The 18,188-nt window shown below is 38.1% G+C and carries 13 protein-coding genes; 12 read left to right on the top strand and 1 reads right to left on the bottom strand.

All coding sequences use genetic code 11. The features are described from left to right. Window positions 1–55: 55 nt before the first annotated feature. From NDQ75_RS03935 to NDQ75_RS03905, 7 genes are all read left to right on the top strand, one after another. Window positions 56–2,362 (top strand): FdhF/YdeP family oxidoreductase, encoded by a 2,307-nt coding sequence (locus tag NDQ75_RS03935; RefSeq protein WP_202028070.1) that lies wholly within the window; start codon window positions 56–58, stop codon window positions 2,360–2,362. A gap of 3 nt (window positions 2,363–2,365) precedes the next feature. Then, window positions 2,366–3,004, top strand: a complete 639-nt coding sequence (pdeM, locus tag NDQ75_RS03930; RefSeq protein ID WP_202028069.1) for a ligase-associated DNA damage response endonuclease PdeM — start codon at window positions 2,366–2,368, stop codon at window positions 3,002–3,004. Window positions 3,005–3,706: 702 nt separating this feature from the next. Beyond that, window positions 3,707–4,846 (top strand): radical SAM family heme chaperone HemW, encoded by a 1,140-nt coding sequence (hemW, locus tag NDQ75_RS03925; protein WP_202028068.1) that lies wholly within the window; start codon window positions 3,707–3,709, stop codon window positions 4,844–4,846. Between the two features lie 15 nt (window positions 4,847–4,861). Continuing rightward, the gene (locus NDQ75_RS03920; RefSeq protein WP_202028067.1) at window positions 4,862–5,614 is read left to right on the top strand and encodes a cyclase family protein; all 753 of its coding nucleotides are present in this window, start codon (window positions 4,862–4,864) and stop codon (window positions 5,612–5,614) included. 10 nt (window positions 5,615–5,624) lie between these two features. Next, window positions 5,625–5,972, top strand: a complete 348-nt coding sequence (locus tag NDQ75_RS03915; protein WP_202028066.1) for a DUF4260 domain-containing protein — start codon at window positions 5,625–5,627, stop codon at window positions 5,970–5,972. A 1-nt stretch (window position 5,973) separates the two neighbouring features. After that, window positions 5,974–6,618 carry a DUF4230 domain-containing protein gene (locus NDQ75_RS03910; RefSeq protein ID WP_202028065.1) on the top strand — a complete coding sequence of 215 codons (645 nt, stop codon included), beginning with the start codon at window positions 5,974–5,976 and terminating at the stop codon, window positions 6,616–6,618. Window positions 6,619–6,747: 129 nt separating this feature from the next. Then, window positions 6,748–7,752 carry a DUF4421 family protein gene (locus NDQ75_RS03905; protein WP_202028064.1) on the top strand — a complete coding sequence of 335 codons (1,005 nt, stop codon included), beginning with the start codon at window positions 6,748–6,750 and terminating at the stop codon, window positions 7,750–7,752. 105 nt (window positions 7,753–7,857) lie between these two features. Here NDQ75_RS03905 and NDQ75_RS03900 read toward each other — a convergent pair whose 3' ends face one another. Beyond that, a complete protein-coding gene (locus tag NDQ75_RS03900) occupies window positions 7,858–8,466 on the bottom strand; it encodes a superoxide dismutase (protein WP_202028063.1) in 609 nt (202 codons plus the stop codon). Between the two features lie 121 nt (window positions 8,467–8,587). On the opposite strand from NDQ75_RS03900, the gene NDQ75_RS03895 reads away from it, so the two are divergent. The 5 genes from NDQ75_RS03895 (at window position 8,588) to NDQ75_RS03875 (ending at window position 18,104) form a co-directional block, all read left to right on the top strand. Continuing rightward, on the top strand, window positions 8,588–11,719 hold the full coding sequence (locus NDQ75_RS03895) for a UvrD-helicase domain-containing protein (RefSeq protein ID WP_202028062.1): 3,132 nt from the start codon (window positions 8,588–8,590) through the stop codon (window positions 11,717–11,719). A 39-nt stretch (window positions 11,720–11,758) separates the two neighbouring features. Further along, complete coding sequence (gene kbl, locus NDQ75_RS03890; RefSeq protein ID WP_202028061.1) at window positions 11,759–12,952, top strand: glycine C-acetyltransferase; 1,194 nt, start codon at window positions 11,759–11,761, stop codon at window positions 12,950–12,952. Between the two features lie 109 nt (window positions 12,953–13,061). Beyond that, window positions 13,062–14,414 carry an OmpA family protein gene (locus NDQ75_RS03885; protein WP_202028060.1) on the top strand — a complete coding sequence of 451 codons (1,353 nt, stop codon included), beginning with the start codon at window positions 13,062–13,064 and terminating at the stop codon, window positions 14,412–14,414. A 104-nt stretch (window positions 14,415–14,518) separates the two neighbouring features. Beyond that, entirely contained in the window at window positions 14,519–17,278 is a 2,760-nt protein-coding gene (locus tag NDQ75_RS03880; RefSeq protein WP_202028059.1) for a PD-(D/E)XK nuclease family protein, read from the top strand. Then, entirely contained in the window at window positions 17,268–18,104 is an 837-nt protein-coding gene (locus tag NDQ75_RS03875) for an alpha/beta hydrolase family protein (protein ID WP_202028058.1), read from the top strand. Before NDQ75_RS03880 ends, NDQ75_RS03875 begins: the two co-directional genes overlap by 11 nt. Window positions 18,105–18,188 lie beyond the last annotated feature (84 nt).

The raw sequence follows: 18,188 nt of genomic DNA, 5'->3' as shown, positions 1-18,188 counted from the left end.
TGAAAAGATAAGAATGAAATAGAAGAATGAATGAGAACCACAAAATCTCTGAAAAATGAAAACAAACCACACTCCCAGAAAAGTATCCGCAGAAAGTGAAATAAAATTCACGGGGATAGAATTAAAAGCGCCCACCAGCTATGCGGCGGGGATGTTGGGCGTTAAAGTAGCTTTGGAACACAGTTTTAAGGAAATGGGGGTTGCCCGCTCTTTTCAAGCTTTGGGAAAAATGAATCAAAAAGAAGGATTTGATTGTCCCAGTTGTGCTTGGCCAGACCCTGAGAATCGTTCTAAACTGGGAGAGTATTGCGAAAATGGTGCAAAAGCATTGGCAGAAGAAGCTACCACCAAACGCGTAGATGCAGCATTTTTTCAAAAGTATTCCGTAGAAGAATTATCCCTTTGGAGCGACTACGAGATTGGCAAAAGCGGTCGCATTGAAGCACCCATGTTTTTAGCGGAAGGAAGCTCGCACTACCAACCCATCTCTTGGGAAAAGGCTTTTGAAATTATCGCAGAAGAACTTCATCAATTAAATAACCCTAACGAAGCCATTTTTTACACCTCTGGTCGGTCTAGCAATGAGGCGGCTTTTTTATATGGAATGTTCGCCCGTGCTTTTGGCACCAACAACTTGCCGGATTGCTCGAATATGTGCCACGAATCCAGTGGCGTAGCCCTCGGGGAAACCTTGGGAATAGGCAAAGGTTCGGTAAAGTTGGAAGATTTTTATGAGGCTGAGGTTGTTCTTATTCTGGGTCAGAATCCGGGTACCAATCACCCAAGAATGTTGTCGGCACTGGAAAAATGCAAGCAGAACGGCGGGAAGATTGTAAGTATAAATCCGTTAGAAGAAGCAGGTTTGGTTCGGTTTAAAAATCCGCAATCTGTTGGCGGCGTTCTTACTTCTGGAACCGCTATTAGCGATGTACATATCCCTATAAAAATCAACGAAGATGTGGCGCTTTTAAAGCTAATTATGAAGAAATTGGCCGTTTTAGCAGAAAAGGATGCATCCGTTTTCGACCATTCTTTTATTGAAAAGTTTACCGTTGGTTACACCTCTTTTCTTTCCCATTTAGCTTCTTTTTCAGAAGAAGAATTATTAGTACGCTGCGGAGTTTCCGAAGATGTTATCAATCAAACCGTGGCGCTATTGGCGAAGAATAAAAAAATTATTGTTTGTTGGGCCATGGGTCTTACCCAGCACAAAAATGGAGTGGAAAACATAAAAGAGTGTGTTAACTTATTATTGCTGAAGGGCAGTTTGGGCAAGCCCGGCGCCGGTACTTGTCCTGTTCGTGGGCATAGCAATGTTCAGGGCGACCGTTCTGTGGGGATTATGCATTTTGTAAATAAAGATTTAAACGAAAGAATAGCGGAAGTATTTAAATTCACACCGCCGAGTGAAGAAGGCTATGATACCGTTCGCGCCATGGAAGCCATGCATGAAGGGAATGCAAAAGTATTTGTAGGCCTTGGCGGAAATTTTGTTTCGGCAGCTTCAGATACCTATTACACCGCGGAAGCATTTCAAAATTGCAATCTTACCGTACAGATAAGCACAAAATTAAATCGTTCGCACCTTATTACAGGAAAGAAAGCACTAATCTTACCTACTTTGGGAAGGTCTGAACACGACAAAAAAGATGGCGAACTTCGTTTTCTTACCGTTGAAAATAGCATGGGAAAAGTACACAGAACCCGTGGCGTTCTCGAACCGGCTTCTGATTGGTTAAAGAGCGAACCAGAGATTATCGGGGGCATTGCCAACGCTTATTTTAAAGGCAAACATTCAGTAGATTGGTTGGGCTTAAGCAGTAATTATTCCGAAATTCGGAAAAAAATGAGTGAGGTGCTCCCTTCTTTTAAGAAAGTGGAGGAAAATAGCAAAGAAGGTGGCTTTTACTTGCCAAACAATGTGCGCGAACTAGATTTTAGCCATCTGCCGGAGGGGAAAGCACAGTTTAGTAATTGCGAGCTTCCTGAGCATGAATTGGCAGAAGACGAATTTTTGCTGATGACCATACGTTCTCACGACCAGTTCAATACCACTGTTTACGGACTCAATGATAGGTATCGTGGGGTTTACAACGAACGAAGGGTAGTTTTTATGCATCCTTCCGACATGAAAAAGATTGGAGTAGAGCGTTTGGAAAAAGTGAATCTTATAAGCAATTACGACGGAAAGCGGCGCGAAGCATTGCAGTTTTTAGTGGTTCCGCATAAAATTCCGAAAGGTAATTTGGCGGCCTATTTTCCAGAAACCAATGTGTTGGTGCCTTACAATCATTACGCCGACAAAAGCTATACGCCCATTAGCAAATCTATTAAAGTAACCGTAGAAAAATCGGTAGTGTAGTTTATGACCCAAACCATCGAAATCAGAAAGAATCATTTTGTTTTGCACCCCTTGGGCGGGGCGTACTGGCAGGAGAAAGAAATGTTGCTCATCGCCGATGTGCACTTAGGCAAAGCCACGCATTTTAGAAAAGAAGGGATTGCCATTCCGCTAAAAACAATGCATAAAAACTACTTCAATCTGGATAAGCTTATTGAATATTTTAAACCGAAAACAATCTGTTTTTTGGGAGACCTTTTCCATAGTAAAATCAACAAAGAGTGGCTGTATTTTGAAGATTGGTGCAGCGAAGTTTCTGCAAAACTGATTTTAATAAAAGGAAACCACGATATTATTGCTGAAGAAAAGTTTAAAAACTTAGATATTCTATTGATGGAAGACTGGCAATTAGACGCTTTTTTTCTTACACACCATCCGGAAGAAGCAGAAAACGTTTTTAATATTTGCGGACATGTGCATCCGGGAATTCATTTAAAAGGCCCCGGAAGACAAAAACTGAAATTGCCCTGCTTTTACCAAACCGAAAATCAACTTATTTTACCTGCTTTTGGCGATTTTACAGGTAATTTTAGCCTAAAACCGACCAAAAAAGACAAAGTTTTTGCCGTTACCCCAGATGAGGTTATTTTGGTTTCTGGGTGATGTAAGGTGTGAAGGGCACCAATAAAGTGACTAAAAGGAACTCCAAAAGGCACTTTAAATGTTACTGACTGTATTTTCCTTTCTTTTTATTTCAATATATATTTCACCAACTAAACTATATATTCCAGCGATTGCACTATATATTCTCGCAGTTGCACTTTACTTTCTTGCGACTTGACTATATATTGGAGCGATTGCACTATATATTAGAACGATTGTACTTTATTTTTTTGCAACTTGACTATATATTGGAACAATTGTATTTTATATTCTTGCTATTGCACTTTACTTTCTTGCGACTTGATTATATATTTGAGCGATTGCACTATATATTCTTGTCGTTGCACTTTATACTCGAACGACTGGACTTTATATTCTTGTCGGGGAAAAGTATATTCTTACGAGGGAACTTCATATTCTTGTCGGGGAAAATTATATTCTTGCGAGGGAACTTCATATTCTTGTCGGGGAAAATTATATTCTTGCGAGGGAACTGTATATTCTAGTCAGGGAAAAGTATATTCTTACGGGGGAACTGTATATTCCTGTCAGGGAAAAGTATATTCTTGTGAGGGAACTGTATATTTTTGTCGGGGAAAAGTATATTCTTGCGAGGGCATTTTATATTCTTGTCAGGGAAAATATTCTTGTGAGACTTGGATTTTAATAACGTAGATTTCCACAAAGTAATACCTTTGTGCTATGGCGGGAATTTATCTCCATATTCCTTTTTGCAAGCAAGCTTGTCATTATTGCGACTTCCACTTTTCTACTTCCCTAAAAAAGAAAGATGAAATGTTGCAAGCATTGGCAAAAGAATTGGTGTTGCGTAAAAGGGAACTTAATGAGCCTATAGAAACCATTTACTTTGGTGGGGGAACGCCCAGTGTGTTGGCTACTGAAGAAATCAATTTTTTAATTGAAACCGTTTATAACCATTACGAGGTGATTTCGGAACCCGAAATTACGCTCGAAGCCAATCCCGACGACCTTTCCAAAGAAAAAATTATTGCCTTAGCCGAGAGCCCGGTTAACCGCTTGAGTATTGGCATACAATCTTTTTTTGAAGAAGATTTAAAACTGATGAACCGTGCGCACAATGCTGAAGAAGCAGAGAAATGTTTGGAATGGGCTACGCGGTATTTTGCCAATATTTCCATCGACCTTATTTATGGCATTCAGCACATGAGCGAAACCTGTTGGATAGCGAATATTGAAAAGGCGTTGGGTTTTGGTGTGCCGCATATTTCTTGCTATGCACTCACCGTAGAGCCAAAAACCGCATTGGCTTCTTTCATTGATAAAGGCATTATAGACGATGTGGACGATGCACTTGCAGAAAAGCATTTCGACATCTTGGTAGATACACTAACAGCAGATAATTTTGTGCATTACGAGCTTTCCAATTTCGGGAAAGAAGGGTTTTTCAGCAAAAATAATACTGCCTATTGGTTGCAAAAAAAGTATTTAGGTGTCGGTCCTTCTGCACATAGCTTCAACGGTACGCACCGTAGTTGGAATATTAACAACAACAGTAAATATATTGCCGGAATTGCTTCAGGAAAAGTGCCAAGCGAGGTAGAAAAACTGTCCAAAACGGACCGTTACAACGAAGCAGTTATGACAGGTTTACGAACTATCTGGGGTGTTTCCCTTCATCAAATAGAAGAAGATTTTGGGGAGCGTTATAAAATGTATTTACTTCAACAGGCCGAAAAATATATCCACAAAGGATTGTTGGAAATTACCTCCGAAGAAAATAATGAAGTCCTCACTACTACTAAAAAAGGGAAATTTCTAGCCGATGGAATAGCATCCCATCTTTTTATGCTAAATTTATAAGGATTTTCAACAGGCATGAAGACGATTATTGATTATAAAAACAAGACGTACCAAATAGACCTCGCCAACCCTTTGGATATTTCTATTCCTTTGCGAGACGATAAAAACAACCCAACCGCTTGGTATTTAAGTCCGCCAACCATAAGTCCGGTTAAAGACGGGGACTTTGTGGGGAGTATAAAGAGAGGGGCTTCTACAAACTTTAATAGCATACTTTTTAATCCGCATGCACATGGTACCCATACAGAATGCATTGGCCATATTACCGAGGATTTTTACAGTATAAATGATTGTTTAAAGCGTTTTTTCTTTTATACTGAAGTCATTTCTGTGTATCCTGAGAAATGGAAAGAAGACAGTGTTATCACCAAGCAGCAAATTGAAAAAGCCTTGAAAAATCCGTCGGTTGACGCTTTGGTTATACGTACGTTGCCAAATGAACGCGATAAGCTCACCAAGCAATATTCCCATACCAATCCGCCTTATCTTTTGGAGGGTGCGGCAGCATTTATCAGGGAATGTGGTATTAAACATTTGTTGATCGATTTGCCTTCCGTAGATAAAGAAAAAGACAATGGAGCATTGTTGGCACACAAAGCTTTTTGGGATTTTCACAGGGAAAAACGTTTGGATGCTACCATTACAGAGTTCATTTACGTGCCGAGTATCATTTTAGATGGAATGTATTTTTTAAATTTACAGATAGCTTCTTTTGTAAACGACGCCTCCCCCAGCAAACCTATTTTGTATAAAGTATTGAGTCCTTAAAACCGAATAGATGAAGACATCTTTAAAAATTGAAGAATTGGCCATGTTCCTTTTGGGGATTTTTCTTTTTACTGAATTACATATCAGCTGGTGGTGGTTTGTAGGATTGTTTTTGGCACCCGATATTGGTATGTTGGGATATCTTTTTAACCCCAAAATAGGTGCCGTTACCTACAATATATTTCATCATAAAGGTGTTGCGGTAGGTTTGTATTTACTTGGAACTGTTAGTGAAAATGAAATTTTGCAATTTGTGGGAATCTTACTCTTTTCCCATGCTAGTTTTGATAGGACATTGGGCTACGGATTAAAATATAATAGCGGATTTAAAAACACCCATCTAGGGAAAATTGGTTAATATGAACGATTTAGTTGAAATAATTATAGGTTTACTTTTAGGGGTATTGGGAAGTTATTGGCTGGTTTCCGTGTTTTGGAAAAAGCGGTCTTCGGAAGACACCGAAAAACAATCTATTATCCTTCTGGAGAAAATTAGGAATGTCTATAAGCTCATTACTGTGGAAGGTGAGTTCGCGGAAATTTATCAATACCAAAATGTGCGTGGGCGTTTTTGGAAACTCATCAGCAGTAAAAAGAAAGCGTTGTTGATTATTAATGCCAAGGTGAATGTTGGGTTCGATTTAAAGAAAATTGAAATGCATGCCGATGCAGCGTCCAAAAAGATAATTCTGGCGTCTTTTCCGCAACCCGAAGTGTTAAGTATAGAGCCCGATGTTAAATATTATGATATTCAGGAAGGATTGTTCAATTGGTTTAATTCTGAAGACCTTTCTGAAATTAATAGCGAAGCGAAAGCACATATTTTGAAGAAGATTCCAGAGAGCGGCTTGATGGAATCAGCCAAAAAGGAAGCTTTAGACGCCGTTTTAATGATAGAAAACATGGTGCAAGCCATTGGTTGGAAACTCGATTACAAAGCGTTGGAGCTTAATTTAATTCCGGAAAGTAAGCCATCCGAGCTAAAAGGTGAAAAAATAAAATAAACTTCAAATGCTTAGAATTCTTACATTTACATTGCAAAAGGAGATTAGTATATCTCATACAAAACAGCTCTCTTTTTAATAGAAACCGATTTTACCGAACATTGCTTAGCTAACGAAACAACCAACCAAGTGAAACCAACTAAAATAACTTTTTCGGTACTTTTTTTTATTTGTCTTTTAGGGTTTTCCCAAGACCAAGAAGTAGATACTACAGCTTCGGAAATTGTGTACAAAAAACAGTATCCTAACAGGATTACGTTTAGAGTCGGATTAACAGACGATTTTAATTCCTACGAAATCTCAAACCCCGATACAGGTTTGGATGTGCTTTTAGGGCCCAATCAAGAGATCCGTTCTACTTTTTCGCTATTGTTTCGTTTTGTCGAAATAAATATTGGTCACACACCCAAGTTCATAAAATTTAATGATGATAACGATGAGAAAGGGGAAACCAGCTATTTTCATTTCGGAACCCGCTTTTATATCAAGAAATGGATGCAAAACTTCGAGTGGACCAAAACACAAGGGTATTTTGTGGACCTTAGAGATTTTGGAGGAGAACAGGATTATTTAATATTCCCCGATTTTAAAGTCACACGGGTTGGAGGAAATACAGCTTTTGTCTTCAATGAAAACTTTTCTTTTAGAACCATTTTCAAGCAAAACGAATGGCAACAAATAAGCGCTGGAAGTTTTGTGCCTACCTTGAGTTACTATTATTCAAGAATTTCCAATGGTACTCCAGAAAAAGACAAGGTTTTTGATATTACCGTGGGACCCGCTTATTTTTATAATTGGGTGATAAATAAACAATTTATTGTCACTTCTGGCGCCCATGCTGGGATAGGCTACACCACGATAAACACCTACGATGGAAATCATTCCGACGGTGTGAACTATCAAACGGAATTAACCTTGGGGCTTGGGTACAATCGAGATGGCTTTTTTACAGGAATCAATGCCAATTACCGTGCTTTTTACCATAACACTTCTGAGAACTTTGACTTAAAAGATCAGCACAGCTTTTTGGAATTCCACATTGGGTATCGCTTCAAAGCCCCCAAAATTATTATCGATAAAACCAATCAGTTAGAAGAAAAGGTAAATAATTTGGTAAAACCTAAAAAGGATTAATAATTAAAAGAAAAAGGCTTTAGGTAAGAATCAAAAAAAACAGCTACCAATTGGCAGCTGTTTCAAAATAACGTTTTTTAACCTATAAAATACTCGTTATTCTAATTATTTGTGCTTTGCATATAGCTCAGAAACTTTATCCCAATTAATTACATTGAAAAATGCATTAATATAATCAGGACGCTTGTTTTGGTAATTTAAGTAATAAGCGTGTTCCCAAACGTCTAAACCTAAAATTGGTTCTCCGCCACATCCTGTATCCGGCATAATTGGATTGTCCTGGTTTGGAGTAGAGCAAACTTCTACTTTACCTCCTTTATGAACACATAACCATGCCCATCCAGATCCAAAACGGGTTGCAGCGGCATTCGAAAATTCGTCTTTAAACTTATCAAATGATCCAAAAGCAGCATCTATTGCAGAAGCAAGTTCGCCGCTTGGTTTTCCACCACCGTCTGGAGACATAACTTCCCAGAATAAGCTGTGATTGTAAAAACCACCACCGTTGTTTCTAACAGCGCCATTACTCATGTCTAGATTCTTAAGGATGTCTTCAATAGATTTTCCTTCTAAATCCGTCCCTTCAATAGCACCATTCAACTTGGTAGTGTATCCTTGGTGGTGTTTTGTATGATGTATTTCCATAGTGCGCGCATCAATATTTGGTTCTAATGCGTCGTATGCATACGGTAACTTTGGTAATTCAAAAGCCATTTGTATATCTTTTTTAGTTAATAATTTTAGTTTCTCAAATTTAAGTAAAACCTATCGAAATCATGATAAGAATTTGTTAATAACCGATAGACTTTCCTTATTTTGCAATAAAGATTTTTAAATGAACGCAGCTCCCTTTCAAATTTTCAATGCTTCAGCAGGCTCAGGAAAAACGTTTACGCTGGTAAAAAGGTATTTATCAATTCTTTTAGGGAGTAGCAATCGCGATGCCTTTAAACAAGTTTTGGCAGTTACATTTACCAACAAGGCGGTGAATGAGATGAAAGAAAGAGTGCTAAAGAATTTGCACGAATTTTCTTCCGAAGAAATCTTAAATAACCCTACCGATATTTTTTCTTTAATTGCTGAAGAAATTGGCGTTTCTCCGAAGGAATTGCATGAGCGTTCCAAAGCTGTCCTCACAAGGATTCTACATAATTACGCTTTTTTTGATATCGTTACGATTGATAAATTTAACCATCGGTTATTGCGAACCTTTGCTTTCGATTTAAAACTACCCACCAATTTTGAAGTTTCCCTAGATGAAGAGGCGCTTTACAATGAAGCGGTTGACAATCTTATATATCAAGCCGGAGAGGACCCCCTTTTAACAGAAGTTCTCCTGAATTTCGCTTTGGAAAAAACCGACGATGATAAAAGTTGGGACATAGCGCGTGACTTACGTGAGATTGCCAAGCTACTCTCCAAGGAAGAATATTTGGAACATGTAAAGTTCTTGGGCGATAAAAGTCTCGAAGATTTTAAAGAGCTAGGGATTTTGTTGAAAAAAATGAGTCGGCAACAAGAAGAAGCATTGGTGGAAAACGCTCAAGGTTTGTTGGATTTGTTTTCTGAAAAAGGATTGGAAAGACTTGATTTTAATAGCGGACGGCTGCCTGATAGATTAAAAAAGATTGCTGAAAAAAGTTTTTCGCACAACTGGAGTGCTGGGTGGGTTGAAAACATTGATTCGAAACCATTGTATGCGGGTAAAGTCCCCAAGAATAATCCGGCTACCGCCGCTTTATTGGATGAGCTGCAACCCAAAATTGCTTCAGAATTTATCAAAATAAAAGAAGGTGTAATTCAGCTGGAATTTCTAAAAAACTTTTACAAGAATTTAGTGCCATTATCGCTTTTAAGCGCCATTAATTCGGAAGTAAAAAAAATAAAAGAAGATAGAAATCAATTACTCATTTCCGATTTCAACCGATTGATTTCTTCCGCAATTGCCAAGCAACCGGCTCCATTTATTTACGAGCGTATCGGCGAAAAGTACAAGAATTATTTTATTGATGAATTTCAAGACACCTCCACCATGCAGTGGGAAAATATGCAGCCGTTGGTGTCTAATGCTTTGGAGACTGAAATTTCCAGTGGCAAAACTGGCACGCTGCTAATTGTTGGCGATGCAAAACAGGCCATTTACCGTTGGCGCGGTGGAAAAGCAGAGCAGTTTATAGAACTTTATAACCAAAACAGTCCGTTTCAAACCCAACCGCATGTTGAGCCACTGCCAAGGAATTTTAGGAGTTGTGATGAGATTGTTGAATTTAATAATCGGTTTTTTGCGCATGTTTCCCAGTTTTTAAACAACGAAACTTATCGGGATCTTTTCAAAAACCACAGTCACCAGCAAACCAATGAAAAGCAGGGAGGTTACATCGATTTTACTTTTATAGATAAAGCCGAAAATAAAGAAAGTGAAGAAGATCTTTACTGCAAAGCGGCACTCGAAACCGTAATTTCTTCTATTAAAAACGGCTATTCCTACGGAGATATTTGCATTCTTACCCGTGCCAAAAAACAAGGCATCAAAATAGCTGATTACTTTTCTGAACATGAGATTCCGATTATTTCTTCGGAATCACTTTTGCTGAAGAACGATAAAAAAGTAGCTTTTCTCATAGATTTGCTTTCCTATTTTGTCCAACCCGATGATTTAGAGGTACAATGGAAAATTCTTCGGTTTCTGGCCGATGAAAAGCAGGTGGAAGATTACGATACGTTTTTTAGGAAGTTTTTAAATAATATGGACTTTCTCTTTTTGGAAGAAAATTTTCATTCGGCTTATTTTTTAGAACTTCCGTTTTATAACGCCATGGAATACGCTATAAATTCTTTCAATCTGGCAGGGACTTCCGAAGCGGCGTTGGAGTTTTTTTTAGATGAGGTTTTGGACTTCACGCAGCAGCAGAATGGAAGCATCCAAAGTTTTTTAAGTCATTGGGACCATAAAAAGGATAGTCTAAGCATCGTGGCGCCTTCCTCCTTGGATGCTGTTCAGATTATGACTGTCCATAAATCCAAAGGCTTGGAATTTCCGGTGGTTATTTTTCCCTATGCGGACACAGACATTTATCGGGAGATGAATTTTCAAATTTGGTTTCCCGTGGATAAGGATCTATTCGGGATAGACTATGCGTTGTTTAGTAGTAAGAATGTGGTAAGTAATAGCAGTGAAACAGGGAAACTGCTTATTGAAGCCCATGAACAGAAGCAAGAGCTAGACCAAATAAACATATTGTACGTGGCATTGACTCGTGCAGCAGAGCAACTGTACATTATTTCCAAAAAGGATATTAAAGCTAATGGTGTTGAAAATGAAAAAACCTTTAGTGGAATGTTCATTGGCTTTTTAAAGGAAGAGGGCAAATGGACAGATACAGAAAACCATTATTCGTTTGGGAATCCTAAGAGGCAGGTTGTTAAAAACACAAAAAAAACAACCGTGTCCAAATCGCTTCCGTTTATTAGCAATACGTCCTTTGGGCAATCTTTTCAATTGGTTACAAAAGCAGGCTCCCTTTGGGGCAGCAAACAACAAATGGCAATCGATAAAGGGAATGTATATCATCATTTGTTAGCCTCAATCTACACTGAAGATGATATTGCCAATGTGATAGAAAATGCCATAAATAATGGATTAATTTCTTCCGAAGAAGAAAGTACTTACAGCGGCTACTTGCAAAATTTAGTCACGCATCCCGGACTCAAAGAATATTTTTCCGAGGATTATGAAGTGTTTAATGAGCGGGAAATAATTACTGCTGAAGGAATTCTTTTACGCCCGGATAGATTCGTGGTAAAAGGGGAAGAGGCCGTAATTATCGATTATAAAACGGGAACGCCTTCAGAAAATCATGCCTTCCAAATACAAAGGTATGCCCAAGCACTAACAGAAATGGGTTATCAAGTTAAGAAAAGGATTTTGGTTTACATTAATGAGAATATTCAGCTTATAGACGCTTAATTTTAACAATCCTGATTAACTTTGTAAAAAATAGAACAGATGTACGGAAAAATAAAAGAACATTTACAGCAAGAATTAGAAGAAATAAAGAAAGCGGGCCTCTACAAAAAAGAGCGAATTATTACATCTCAACAAGGTGCCGAAATTACAATTAGCACTGGAGAAACCGTCATAAATTTTTGCGCCAATAATTACTTGGGACTTTCATCGCATCCAGAAGTGATTCAGGCAGCAAAAGATACCTTGGACTCTCACGGCTTCGGGATGTCTTCGGTACGTTTTATCTGTGGAACACAGGATATTCATAAGGAATTAGAGCAAAAAATAGCTGATTTTTACGGGACTGAGGATACTATTTTGTATGCCGCAGCATTCGATGCGAATGGAGGTGTTTTTGAGCCTTTGTTAACTGCGGAAGATGCAATTATTTCGGACTCTCTAAACCACGCATCCATAATTGATGGTGTTCGACTCTGCAAGGCGAAAAGGTATCGTTACCAAAACAGCAACATGGAAGAGCTGGAAACTCAGCTAAAAAAGGCCAATGAAGACGGTGCACGATTTAAAATAATTGTAACCGATGGTGTTTTTTCCATGGATGGTTTGGTAGCGCCGCTGGATAAAATTTGCGATTTGGCAGATAAATACGATGCAATGGTGATGATAGACGAATGTCATGCCACTGGATTTATTGGCGAAACCGGAAGAGGTACCTTGGAAGAAAAAGGTGTAATGGATCGCATCGATATCATTACGGGAACATTAGGAAAAGCTTTAGGTGGAGCAATGGGTGGATACACTACGGGTAAAAAAGAAATTATTGAAATTCTACGCCAGCGGTCAAGGCCTTATTTGTTTTCAAATTCATTAGCTCCGAATATTGTGGGAGCATCCATAAAAGTATTCGATATGTTGTCTAACAGTACCGAACTTCGTGATAAGCTTGAAGAAAATACTAAATATTTTAAGGAAGGAATGAAGAAAGCAGGCTTTGATATTATTGATGGAGACTCTGCTATTGTACCCGTTATGCTCTATGATGCCCAATTATCGCAGAATATGGCCGATGCGCTATTAGAAAAAGGTATCTATGTTATAGGATTTTTCTACCCTGTTGTACCCAAAGAAAAAGCGAGGATTAGAGTGCAATTATCGGCTGCGCACACCCGAAAACACTTGGATAAGGCCATTGCCGCTTTTACAGAAGTAGGTAAGGAGTTGGGTGTGGTTTAGATAATATATCTTTTCATTTTAACTAAAAAATTATATATTTGTTTTTGTTAATAAGTTGTAACAACTTACATTTGTCTTTAAATTAACACTTAAAATTAAATAATTGAACATGAAACATCTTAGCAAATTACTAGTTGCTGCGTTCCTATTTGTAGGGATTAGCAACATGAATGCTCAAGACCAGAACAACCCATGGCAGATCAGTTTTGGTGTGAATGCAGTTGATGCATATCCTACTAACTCTGATAGACCTTTCGCTTCAGAAGCATGGTTCGACGAGTATTTTAATGCATCAGACCACTGGAACATCCTTCCTTCTATCTCTTACGTTGGCGTTTCTAAATACGTAGGTAGTGGAATATCTTTAGGTGTTCGTGGATCTTTAAACAAAATTGATAAGCTTGGAGACACTGAAGTAGATGATTGGTCTTACTACGGTGTTGATGGTACTATCAAGTACAATTTCGTACAAGGTCGTGTTTTCGATCCTTTCATCGAGATTGGTGGGGGTTACACTTGGGTAGACGAGATTGGAGCTGGAACTCTTAACGGAGGTGTAGGTTTCAACGTATGGTTTACAGACAACTTAGGTCTTACTTTACAGTCTGCTTACAAGCACGTTTTCGAAGATTACAACACTCCTCACTTCCAGCACATGGCTGGTTTAGCTATCAAATTTGGTGGAACTGACACTGACGGTGACGGTATCTACGACAAAGATGATGCTTGTCCAGAAGTACCTGGTTTAAAAGCTTTCAACGGTTGTCCTGATTCTGACGGTGATGGTATCGAAGATTCTAAAGATGCTTGTCCTAATGAGCCTGGTACTGCTGAAATGAACGGTTGTCCTGATTCTGATGGAGACGGTGTTGCAGATCCTCAAGATGAGTGTCCTGAAACTCCAGGTCTTAAAGAATTGGCTGGATGTCCAGATTCTGACGGTGACGGTGTAGCTGATAAAGATGATCAGTGTCCAGATGTTGCTGGTCCTGCTGCTACTAACGGTTGTCCTGATAAAGATGGAGACGGTGTACTTGACAAAGATGACGAGTGTCCTGAAACTGCAGGTACTGTAGCTAACAACGGATGTCCTGAGTTATCTCAAGCAGTTCAAAAAGCGCTTAACGATTACGCTAAAACTATCTTATTCGATACTGGTAAAGCTACAATTAAGCCACAGTCTGAGAAAGTATTAGAAGACATCATCGGAATTCTTAACGAATATCCTAACGCTAAGTTTACTGTAGACGGTCACACAGATAGCACTGGTAGTGATAAACTTAACCAAAGACTTTCTGAGTCTAGAGCACTTTCTGTGAAAGAGTACTTAGTATCTCACGGAATTGACGGATTCAGATTATCTTCTGCTGGTTACGGTGAAACTAAGCCAATCGCTTCTAACGCTACAAGAGACGGTAGAGCTCAAAACAGAAGAGTTGAAATTAACTTGGTGAAAGACTAAGTAAATTCCAAACATATATAATGAAAACGCTCCGAATTTCGGAGCGTTTTTTATTTTATACTACCTTGTATTTTGCTAATTTAGAATTTTAGGAAAACACTTTTATGAAATCATTCCTTGCACAAGTTGCAGCTGAAATTTATGCGAAACATACTAAAAGTCTAGGGGAACTTGTGCTAGTTTTACCCAGTAAAAGAGCAGTTACTTTTTTAAAAAATGAGCTTCAAAATCTGGTTGAAATGACAACCATTTCTCCTGCGATTGTAAGTATTGAGGAGTTTATTCAGGATTTGGCAAATTTAAAATTAGCTTCCAACATACAGCTTTCTTTTGAGTTTTATGAGGTATACAAAGAGATTACTCCAAAGGAGGAGCGTGAAGACTTCTATTCTTTTACTACATGGTCTCAAACGGTCTTGCAGGACTTCAATGAAATAGACCGCTACCTTATCGACCCAAAGAGTTTCTTTACGCATCTCTTTCATATCAAGGAGTTGGATCAGTTTCATTGGACAAATTCAGAAAATAAAACTGATTTACAAAAGAATTACCTTTCGTTTTGGAAACGACTCTATCACTATTATGAAAAATTCAATGAGCATTTGGTGAGAAAAGGTATTGGCTACCAAGGGATGCTTTATAGGGAAGCCAATGAAAATGTTGAGTTTTATGTTCAGAATAATAATCGAACACACATTTTTATCGGGTTTAATGCTTTAAACGAAGCGGAAAAGAATATTTTTCAGGAGTTTTTAAGCCAGCCAAATACTGCTATTTATTGGGACATAGACGAAAAATTTATGACGGAAAAGGAGCATGATGCTGGACTTTTCCTTCGTAAATATCAAAAGGAATGGCCGTATTTCAAGAGCAATCCGTTTAACATTATCAGCAATGATTTTTCTCAGGAGAAAAACATTCATATTATCGGCGTGCCCAAAAATGTGGGGCAAGCAAAATACGCTGGCAGTATACTAAAGGAAAATGAAAAATATGTTTCTAATACAGCGGTGGTCTTAGGAAATGAAAGTCTTTTAGGTGCATTGCTAAACAGTATTCCTCCTGAAATTCAAACGGCAAATATTACGAGTGGGTTTCCTTTGCATTTGTCTCCGTTTGCTTCTTTTTTCGAGACGTTACTAGATGTTTGGAGCAAAGCATCTGATACAAAGTGGTATTATCAAGATGTGATTAATGTCCTGGCTTCCCCAATTGCGCATACTTTGTATAAAAATAATTCAGAAGAAGTTCTTGAGTTATTACAAAAGGTTCGTTCGCAAAACCTTATCTATGTGGAACACGAGCTTTTGGAATCCATACAAATTAAAGGGACATCTTTGTTTTTCAGCCAAAAGGAAAGAAATGTAAATACGGTAATACAGAACTGCATCGATATTGCGCTGGGCCTCAAAAAAGCATACAATGAGGAGTCCGTTAAAAACTCACTTTTTTTGGAGTATCTATATCGCTTCTACGAAGTTTTTAATCAGCTAAAAACATTTAACGCTTCCTACGGAACTATTACAGATTTAAAGTCCTTAAAAAAGGTGTATGCTGAATTACTGTCGTTGGAAACGGTTGATTTTAAAGGAGAACCGTTGCAAGGCTTGCAAATAATGGGAATGTTGGAAAGTAGAAATTTAGATTTTGAAAATGTTATTTTAACATCCGTTAATGAAGGAATTCTTCCGGCAGGAAAAACTAGTAATTCTTTTATTCCGTTCGATTTGAAGATAGCGTTTGGTTTGCCTACCTATAAAGAGAAGGATGCCATTTATTCTTATCACTTTTATAGGTTGCTTCAAAAAGCAAAGAACATTTATTTATTATACAATACAGAAGCAGACGTTTTAGAGGGCGGGGAAAAGAGCCGCTTGCTGCAACAACTCGTTATGTTGAAAGAGGAAAAGCATACTATTCACGAATATATTGCGAGTCCGACCATTAAAAATGCTCCTGTAAATCTAGCTGAAATACCGAAAAATACGGCTATTTTACAAAAATTAAAAGAAGTCGCTAACAGAGGTTTCTCACCAACGTCACTAAGTAACTATATTCGAAATCCCATTGATTTCTACCAAAAATCGGTGTTGGGAATCAAAGAGGTGGAAGATGTTGAGGAAACCATAGCAGCTAACACTTTGGGAACCATAGTCCACGATACATTAGAAACCTTTTATAAGCCTTTGGAAGGAACGTTCCTAACTATAGAGCATATTAAACAAATGAAAGATTCCTTAAATGGTACCGTGAATCTTCATTTCTCTAAAACATATACGGAGACGAAAACGTTGCGTGGAAAAAACTTAATTGCTTATCATGTAGCGAAAAGATATATTCAAAATTTTTTGAGTTTTGAAGAGCGCCGTTTACAAAAAGGAAATCAAATAAAAATCATACAGATCGAAAATAACCTAAAGGTTCCTATTGAAATACCTGAATTGAATTTTCCTATTTATTTAAAAGGGAAAGTGGACAGGGTTGAAGAGGTTAATGGAGAAGTAATTATTGTTGATTACAAAACGGGAAAAGTAGAAAAGAAAGATGTAACTATAAGTGATTGGGATACCTTAACGGACGATTATAAATACAGTAAAGCGTTTCAAATTTTGTGTTACGCCTATATGATGAACCAGAACACACCCTTTAATAATTTTGAAGGAGCTATTTTGTCTTTTAAAAACATGGGATCAGGCCTTTTGAAGTTCTCGACAAAGGAAGGAGCAATTGTATCGGATAATCCGAATGCTATTAATGCTGAAGTTTTAAAAGTGTTTCAAGAAAGATTAAAAGGCCTACTATTAGAAATTTTTAATACTGAAATTCCGTTTCAGGAAAAAGAAATTATAAAAAATGGATATTAAAAGAAATATAATTTTAGAAGGAAAACACAATCGGCCCATCTTAGCCGATGTGTATGTGAATCAAGATAAAAAGAATGCTCCCGTTGCCATTTTTGCACATGGATACAAAGGTTTTAAAGATTGGGGGTTTTGGGATTTGGTAGCCAAAGAATTTGCAAAAAACGGCTACTGTTTTGTTAAATTTAATTTTTCCCATAACGGTGGAACGGTTGAACAGCCTATCGATTTTCCAGATTTGGAAGCTTTTGCCCTTAATAATTTCACCATTGAATTGGATGACTTGGATACGGTTATCAATTGGGTTTCCTCTGATGAATTTGACTTTTCAGAAAGTGTGGATATTCAGAAAATAACATTGATCGGACATTCGCGAGGGGGTGGAATTGCCGCAATTAAAACTGCCGAAGATAAAAGAATCACCAAACTTATTACTTGGGCGAGTGTGTGCGATTTTAAAGCGCGTTTCGCCGATGAACAAGCAAGGGCATTTTGGAAAGCCCAAGGTGTTATTCATGTGGAGAACAGCCGTACCAAACAGCAAATGCCTCATTATTATCAATTTTACGAAGATTTTGTGGCCAACGAAGAGCGATTAACAGTGAAGAGAGCGGTTCAGGAAATTTCTGTTCCACATCTCATAGTTCATGGTACCGATGACCCAACGGTGGCGTTGCAGGAAGCAGAAGCGTTATATAAATGGAACCCAAACAGCAAATTAGTCGTTATAGACAATGCCGATCATGTTTTTGGAGGAAAACATCCGTGGGAAGAAGAAGAGTTGCCAGCACATATGAAAGAAGTGGTTGAGGCCTCGATTGGATTTTAATCCCTCATTGAGAGTTTAATCTTACTGAATTACCTCAGGTAAATAGGTTTCCTAATGTTCTGCCTCATGGCAAGCGTTTCACCA

The sequence above is a fragment of the Galbibacter mesophilus genome, assembly GCF_023721415.1.
Lineage (GTDB): Bacteria > Bacteroidota > Bacteroidia > Flavobacteriales > Flavobacteriaceae > Galbibacter > Galbibacter mesophilus.
This window is presented reverse-complemented; position numbering and strand designations above follow the sequence as displayed.